Raw genomic sequence first — 1,165 nt, 5'->3', positions numbered from 1 at the left:
ATTGGCCCCAACATTTTTGCGCCGTTTGTCGATACGTAGGTCGCAAACGCAAACAAAATCATACTGAGCACGGTAGTGGTGAATGGCGTCAGAATGTATTCATAGCCCAAGAACGCGTAAGACGCATAAGCGATAACACGCGGCAGCAAGGACGTGAAGAAGAATAGGTTAACGAACCAGTAAGTGTAGGCAGAGATAAACGCCCAGCGACCGCCAAGTGAGCTTTTTACCCATGCGTAGACCCCCGCTTCAGAATCTTTATTCAGAGATACGAATTCTGCGATGATCAAACAGAAAGGGATGAAATAAAAAATGGTCGCCAGAAAGAACATTGGCGCAGACGCTAGACCGATCTCGATGTTGTTATTGATTACGTTATTAAAGCTAAATACTGCAGCAAAGGTGAGGGACAACAACCCGAATTTGCCTATCGTATTACGTTTGGATTCAGACATGTTCTATCTCCGGTGAATCACGTTGGAATTGTAGGGAGGAAGGGCTTGTAATGCTGTGACCACAGCCCTTCTCTTGTTTTATTTATTTAGGAAGTAGCCATCTTCGATGGTCACTTTGAGCACCACTTTTCTTACGCGGTTGTCTCCGTGGAAGCGGTACGCTTCACTGTTTTCAAAAATCGCCACTTGGCCTTCGCAAAGCTCACGTGTTTCACCCTGACCAGAAAAAAACTCGCGGTCAGTTTCATCACGATAAGCTTGTTCTAGGGTTAACGCGGTTTTATCCGCGAACTCAACGGTTTCTCGACCTTCGAGGTAGTAATGCACATCGAAGTAACGACGGTTACCGATGAACGTTTCGGTTTGTTTTGCGATGCCATCCTCAACCATATAAACCAGTGAATCGCCAATCGAGTGCATCACGCCATCTTTGATGTTACCGATGTTGCCAATGGCTTCCACACAGCGGTTCCATTTACGACCGTTGCGATATACCTGTTTGAATTGCTCTAAGCTGTCTAACACGATCATGGGTTACGCCTCGTTGACTGGTTGAGTATTGGTTTGAGTGAAAAACGCGTTGTCGAAATCATGGTTTGCCATCACGTGTGCGTTGCAATCGCCTGCTTGCAGTGGCATCAGCGTCAAACCGTAACGGAACTCGTCCATGTACACGCGGTAAGAGTCGAGCACTTCGCTGCCCCATGAGT

2 protein-coding genes are annotated in these 1,165 nt (G+C 46.9%); both read right to left on the bottom strand.

Annotation, left to right across the window (positions count from 1 at the left end; genetic code table 11):
• Nucleotides 1-455: amino acid permease (locus tag R7F67_RS24590; RefSeq protein WP_318057508.1), on the bottom strand; the 455-nt coding region annotated here is incomplete at its 3' end.
• A gap of 78 nt (nucleotides 456-533) precedes the next feature.
• Nucleotides 534-986, bottom strand: coding sequence for a beta-galactosidase subunit beta (locus R7F67_RS24585; RefSeq protein ID WP_020835434.1), 453 nt, complete (start codon nucleotides 984-986; stop codon nucleotides 534-536).
• Nucleotides 987-1,165: the final 179 nt, after the last annotated feature.

Source organism: Vibrio sp. YT-17, from assembly GCF_033337375.1.
Taxonomy (GTDB): domain Bacteria; phylum Pseudomonadota; class Gammaproteobacteria; order Enterobacterales; family Vibrionaceae; genus Vibrio; species Vibrio alginolyticus.
This window is presented reverse-complemented; position numbering and strand designations above follow the sequence as displayed.